We start from the raw sequence: 5,638 nt of genomic DNA, 5'->3' as shown, positions 1-5,638 counted from the left end.
GCCGAGCTGCCGGCGCAGCGAGCGGTCGACGGCGCGCAGCCGCGCGGCCAGCACCTCCTGCGGCGTGGCGGTGTCCCACACGCCGGGCAGATGGTGGGCGAGCCGCTCGTAGGTGAAGTTGTAGAAGGTCGCGGTGACCACGCCGGGGCCGACCGCGCCGAGGGCGGCGGCGCGCAGCACGACGGGTATGGCGCTCTCCTCCCCGACGCCCAGGGAGGACAGCTCCTGTGCGGTCTCCGGCGCGAAGTAGTGCGCCGCGTGGAAGGGGTTGAGGACGCTCTGGCAGCGCCGTTCGGCGCGCTCGGGCAGTGCGGGTGAAGAGATCATGGCGGCACCTTACCCAGGCGCGGGCGGCAGGGGGACCGGCGTGAAACCACCGCCGGAAAGCGGAAGTTGCCCTTCACGACGGGCGGGGGAGACCCCGGGGAACGGGGAGGGCGCCCTGCCCCGCCCCGCCCCGTTCCGCCGTCCGGGTGCCGTCACCCCACCGGATGCCGGAAGCGGGGGGCCCGCCGCTCCAGGAACGCGGCGGCGCCCTCCGCGGTGTCGCCGCACTCCCGCGCCAGCGCCGCCCAGTGCGCGGCACGCTCCCCGGCCTCCGCCTCCGGGACGTCCCAGGCCCCGTCCGCCAGCTCCTTCGCCGCGGCCTGCGTCAGCAGCGACCGCCGCGCCAGTACGGACGTGAACTCCGCGACCCGCTCGTCCAACCGCCCCGCCGGCAGCACCTCGTCGACCAGCCCGGTGCGCAGCGCCCGCGCGTCGTCGATCAACTCACCGGAGAACAGCAGATACTTTGCGGACGACGGGCCGACGAGCCGTACCAGGCGGCGGGTAGCGGACGCCGCGTAGACCACCCCCAGCTTCGCCGGGGTCACCCCGAACCGCGCCCCCTCCTCCGCGAACCGCAGATCGCAGGCGGCCGCCAACTGGCAGCCGCCGCCCACGCAGTAGCCCCGGATCGCGGCCAGCGTCGGCCCCGGGAACGCGGCCAGCGCCTCCTCCGCCGCCACCGCGAGCTCCTGCGACTCCTCCGCCGCCTCCCGCAGCGACCCGATGTCGGCGCCGGCGCAGAACGTTCTGCCCGCGCCCGTCAGCACCAGGGAGCGCACGGACCGGTCGGCGGCGAGGCGCTCCAGCAGCGGGGGCAGCTGACGCCACATCGCCGTGGTCATCGCGTTGCGCTTGGCGGGGTTGCTGAGGGTGACGGTCGCGGTGCCGTCGCTGACCTGCGTTATCAGACCGGTTTCCATGGGCGGATATTAGAGTGACCGGCGCGGTACGGCCCGATAGCATCGTCCCTTGATGTCAGCCACTCTCGTCGTGAAGGACCTCGCCGCCGGCCACGGTGAGCGCGTCCTGTTCTCCGGTCTCGATCTGGTCGTCTCCCCGGGGGAGGTGATCGGCCTCGTCGGCGCCAACGGCGCGGGCAAGTCCACCCTCCTGCGGCTGCTGGCCGGACTGGACACCCCCGAGGAGGGCTCGCTCGCCCTGAGCCCGCCCACCGCCACCGTCGGCCATCTGCCCCAGGAGCCCGACCGCCGCCCGGGGGAGTCCGTACGCGCCTTCCTCGCCCGCCGCACCGGCGTCGCCGACGCCCAGCGCGCCCTCGACGCCGCCACCCGGGGGCTGGAGGAGGCAGCGCCCGGCGCCGACGACGCGTACGCCGAGGCGCTGGAGCGCTGGCTCGCGCTGGGCGCCGCCGACCTGGACGAACGCGCCGAGGAGGTGGCCGCCCAGCTCGGCCTCGCCGTCGACCTCGACCGGCCGATGACGACGCTCTCCGGCGGCCAGGCGGCCCGCGCCTCCCTGGCGTCGCTGCTGCTCTCCCGCTACGACCTCTTCCTGCTGGACGAGCCGACCAACGACCTCGACCTGGACGGCCTGCGCCGCCTGGAGTCCTTCGTCACCGGGCTGCGCGCCGGCACAGTGCTGGTCAGCCACGACCGCGAGTTCCTGACCCGCACCGTCGACCGGGTCGTCGAACTGGACCTCGCCCAGCACCAGGTCGCCGTCTACGGCGGCGGCTACGCCTCCTACCTGGAGGAACGTGCCCGGGCCCGGCAGCGCGCCCGCGAGGAGTACGAGGAGTACGCGCAGACCAAGGCGTCCCTGGAGGCCCGCGCCCGGGTCCAGCGCAACTGGATGGAGAAGGGCGTCCGCAACGCCCAGCGCAAGGCCACCGACGTCGACAAGATCGTCCGCAAGGCGCGGATCGAGTCGTCCGAGAAGCAGGCCGCCAAGGTCAAGCAGACCCAGCGCCTGATCGAACGCCTCGACGTGGTGGACGAGCCCCGCAAGGAGTGGGAGCTGCGGATGGAGATCGCCGCGGCGCCGCGGGCCGGCGCGGTGGTCGCCACCCTGCGCGGCGCCGAGGCGGAGCGCGGCGGCTTCCGGTTCGGCCCGGTGGACCTCCAGATCGACTGGGCGGACCGGGTCGCGATCACCGGACCCAACGGCTCCGGCAAGTCCACCCTGCTCGCCGCGCTGCTCGGCCGGCTCCCGCTGACGGCGGGCCACGCCGCCCTCGGCCCCGGTGTGGTGGTCGGCGAGATCGACCAGGCGCGAGGCCTCTTCCTCGGGGACGCGCCCCTGATGGACGCCTTCCGGGAGAACGCGCCCGGCATGGCGCCCGCCGACGTACGGACCCTGCTGGCGAAGTTCGGGCTGAAGGCCGCGCATGTGCTGCGGCCCGCGCGCACCCTCTCGCCCGGTGAGCGCACCCGTGCCGCGCTCGCCCTCCTCCAGGGCCGGGGCGTCAACCTCCTCGTCCTCGACGAGCCCACCAACCACCTGGACCTGCCCGCGATCGAGCAGCTGGAGTCCGCGCTCGCCTCGTACCCGGGCACACTGCTGCTGGTCACCCACGACCGGCGGATGCTGGACGCGGTGCACACCACGCGCCGGATCGAGGTCCAGGACGGACGGATCACCGACCACGCGGTGTGAGCGCCGGCCGCGTCGTTCCGCCTGCTCCGACCCGGAAGAAGGGGTATACCGGGACAAGAGCGGCGGACGCAGGAGGCGGCGATGTTCGGCAGATCCTCTCGCGGCGGCCGGTCGGAGCCGACGGCCGCCGACCGGCTCGGGCGCGGCTTCGGGCGGCTGACGGCGCTCGGCGTCGTCCTCGCCGTCGCGGGGCTCGTGGGCCTGGTGTACGCCGGTGTGGCCACGCTGACCAGCATGCTGCTGTTCGGGTGGCTGCTGCTGGTCGGCGGCGTGGTCGGGCTGCTGCACGCCGTCCAGTCACGCGGTTCGGGCTTCTTCTGGCTCGCGGTGATCGTCGCGGCGCTGAACCTCGCGGCCGGCGTGGTGGTGATCCTGCGGCCGGACGTCACCGCGGCGGCGCTGACGATGTTCGCCGCGCTGCTCTTCCTGACCGGCGGGGTCTTCCGGCTCGTCGGCGCGGTGGTGGTACGCGGCCCGCAGTTCGGCTGGACGCTGGTGCAGGGCGCGTTCGGCATCCTGCTGGGCGTCCTGGTCCTCGGCGACTGGCCGCACAGCAGCCGCTACGTCCTGGGCAGCTTCTTCGCCCTGGCCCTCCTCTTCGACGGCCTGGGGCTGTTCGCGATGGGCTTCGGCGGCCGCCGGATCGTCGGCATGGTCGGGGAACAGGAGCGGGCGGCCGCGGCCGAGCGCGGGGCCCGGGACGGGGCGGCGGGCGGCGCGGACCGTTCGGCGGCGGAACCCTGGCGCTCCCTGAACACGAAGCAAAAGGGGCAGGACCAGTCGCCGGACTGACCGAAGCGGACCGCAAGAGCCGGAAGAACGCCGATTGACGCCGACTTGCGGGCAGCGATCCGTCCCGGCCCGGAGCCTTCCCCACACTCGCCCCCGTGAGGACGCCTTCCGGACACCCCGCGCCACCCCCCGAGGACCCCGCCGCGCCCCGCGCCCATGAAGGCGTCCGGCGCTTCACCGCACCCGCGGAGGCGGCCTCCGTCCCCCGGGCGAGGCGCGCCGTCCACGCCCTCCTCGACGGGCAGCGTGTCCCCCTCGCCCCGTTCCTCCTCGACGGCGTCCTGCTGATCGTCTCCGAGCTCGTCACCAACGCCGTACGGCATGCCGCGCCGCTCTCGCCGGAGATCGCCGTGCGGCTCACCGTCGGCCCGGACCGGCTGCGGATCGCCGTCGAGGACCAGGACCCCCGCCGCCCCCGGGCCGTCGAGGCCCGCACGGACGACATCGGCGGCCGCGGGCTGTGGCTGGTGCGGGCGATCACCGCCGAGGCGGGCGGCACCTGCGACGTCGAGCGGACCGCGAGCGGCGGCAAGGCCGTCTGGGCCGAGCTGCCGCTCGCCCCGGTCACCAGCCCGCCGCGTCCCCGGTGAGCTCGCGCACCGCCGGCCGCGCCGCGTCCAGGACGGTCATGAACCACGCCGAGAACGGGTCCCGCGCATGCCGCTCGGCCAGCTGGGCGGGCGTGACGTACGCGATCTCGCCGATCTCCTCCGGGTCGGGCACCGGGTCGGCCCCGACCAGCCCGACGAACAGGTGGTTGAACTCCTGCTCCACCAGGCCGGACGCCGGGTCGGGGTGGTTGTAGCGCACCGTGCCCGCCTCGGCCAGCAGCGACGGGGCGACGCCCAGCTCCTCCGCGGTCCGGCGGGCCGCCGCCGCGAACGGCGCCTCCCCCGGGTAGGGGTGGCCGCAGCAGGTGTTGGACCACACACCGGGGGAGTGGTACTTGCCCTGGGCGCGGCGCTGGAGCAGCAGCCGGCCCTTCCCGTCGAAGAGGAAGACCGAGAACGCCCGGTGCAGCTGCCCCGGGGGCTGGTGCGCGGACAGCTTCTCCGCGGTGCCGATCGTGGTGCCGTCCTCGTCGACCAGCTCCAGCATGATCGGCTCGTCGGCGCCGTCCGCAGTGCGCACCGCCGCGCTCGGGGCGGTCTGTCCGTTGGCAGGTGTGATCGGCATGCCCATCCTTGTCGTCGGTCGTCGACGCCAAGTCTGCCCTAGCCACCCCCGGGAGCAGGGGCCGGACACCGCGCCGCGGCGCGTGGCGGCCGGGCCGGGGGCAGGTCCGGCGGACGCCGGGGCCGTGAGAAGGTCCACAGCCCCGCCCGCAACCACGGCCCGGCCCGCCGCGTCCTTGCCCGCGCACGTCCCGTCCGGCGGTGACGCCCGGCACCGGGACAACCCGTACCAGCCGCGTCCAGACCTCCCCATAACCGGCGCCGGAAAGGGGCGCCAGTTGTTCCCGCGCCGCCCGATCCACCATGATGATCGCGGCAGGCGCAACAATCGGTCACCCGATCGTGTGGTGAATGTGCGGTGAACGGCCGCGTCCTGCGATCCGATAGCCTCAGCCGACGTGCCCCCGGCCCGTCGGAGGCCAGGAGTGACACGCCAGCTGCCCGGGTAGTCCGTACCGAATACGGACCGGCCTGAGCTGCCTTCTGGTCAGCATCAAGGAGTGAGTTCGTCTGTCGACCGCCATCCTCACCGGTCCGCCGGTCGCCGGCTCGCCGCTCGAAGGCGACCTGCGGGCGCTGGGCTTCGACGTCCGCACGGCCACCGCGGGTGACCCCGCGTCCACCGCGGCGCTGATCGAAGCGGTCCCCGCCGGGCAGCGGGTCGCCGTCGTCGACCCCCGCTTCGTCGGCCACCGGCACTCCCTCCGCCTCGCGCTCACCGACCC

Annotated in this window: 6 protein-coding genes and 1 pseudogene; 4 read left to right on the top strand and 3 right to left on the bottom strand. The window is 74.6% G+C overall.

Annotation, left to right across the window (positions count from 1 at the left end; all coding sequences use genetic code 11):
• On the bottom strand, positions 1–327 hold a 327-nt coding region (locus AC51EU_RS26395; RefSeq protein ID WP_496269588.1), incomplete at its 3' end, for a helix-turn-helix domain-containing protein.
• Between the two features lie 152 nt (positions 328–479).
• On the bottom strand, positions 480–1,250 hold the full coding sequence (locus tag AC51EU_RS26390) for an enoyl-CoA hydratase/isomerase family protein (RefSeq protein WP_496269587.1): 771 nt from the start codon (positions 1,248–1,250) through the stop codon (positions 480–482).
• 52 nt (positions 1,251–1,302) lie between these two features.
• Between AC51EU_RS26390 and AC51EU_RS26385 the strand changes: the two genes are divergently transcribed.
• The 3 genes from AC51EU_RS26385 to AC51EU_RS26375 all read left to right on the top strand — a co-directional run bounded on the left by AC51EU_RS26385 (position 1,303) and on the right by AC51EU_RS26375 (position 4,328).
• Positions 1,303–2,946, top strand: coding sequence for an ABC-F family ATP-binding cassette domain-containing protein (locus tag AC51EU_RS26385; RefSeq protein ID WP_496269586.1), 1,644 nt, complete (start codon positions 1,303–1,305; stop codon positions 2,944–2,946).
• Positions 2,947–3,027: 81 nt separating this feature from the next.
• Positions 3,028–3,738, top strand: a complete 711-nt coding sequence (locus AC51EU_RS26380) for an HdeD family acid-resistance protein (RefSeq protein ID WP_496269585.1) — start codon at positions 3,028–3,030, stop codon at positions 3,736–3,738.
• Positions 3,739–3,833: 95 nt separating this feature from the next.
• Positions 3,834–4,328 (top strand): ATP-binding protein, encoded by a 495-nt coding sequence (locus tag AC51EU_RS26375; RefSeq protein ID WP_496269584.1) that lies wholly within the window; start codon positions 3,834–3,836, stop codon positions 4,326–4,328.
• Here AC51EU_RS26375 and idi read toward each other — a convergent pair.
• Complete coding sequence (gene idi / locus AC51EU_RS26370) at positions 4,303–4,914, bottom strand: isopentenyl-diphosphate Delta-isomerase (protein WP_496269583.1); 612 nt, start codon at positions 4,912–4,914, stop codon at positions 4,303–4,305. The two genes, AC51EU_RS26375 and idi, sit on opposite strands and share 26 nt — an antisense overlap.
• A 509-nt stretch (positions 4,915–5,423) precedes the next feature.
• Here idi and AC51EU_RS26365 point away from each other — a divergent pair.
• Positions 5,424–5,638, top strand: a pseudogene (locus AC51EU_RS26365) (CDP-alcohol phosphatidyltransferase family protein); the annotation flags it as partial.

This window comes from Candidatus Streptomyces philanthi, from assembly GCF_059553635.1.
The sequence above is the reverse complement of the archived record's forward strand: the minus strand, read 5'-3'. Positions and strand labels throughout refer to the sequence as shown.

Bases quoted from the DNA above. Each gene is read 5' to 3' on its own strand.
- AC51EU_RS26380 (WP_496269585.1), top strand. From the start codon at position 3,028: ATGTTCGGCAGATCCTCTCGCGGCGGCCGGTCGGAGCCGACGGCCGCC.
- idi (WP_496269583.1), bottom strand. From the start codon at position 4,914: ATGCCGATCACACCTGCCAACGGACAGACCGCCCCGAGCGCGGCGGTG.
- AC51EU_RS26385 (WP_496269586.1), top strand. From the start codon at position 1,303: ATGTCAGCCACTCTCGTCGTGAAGGACCTCGCCGCCGGCCACGGTGAG.
- AC51EU_RS26390 (WP_496269587.1), bottom strand. From the start codon at position 1,250: ATGGAAACCGGTCTGATAACGCAGGTCAGCGACGGCACCGCGACCGTC.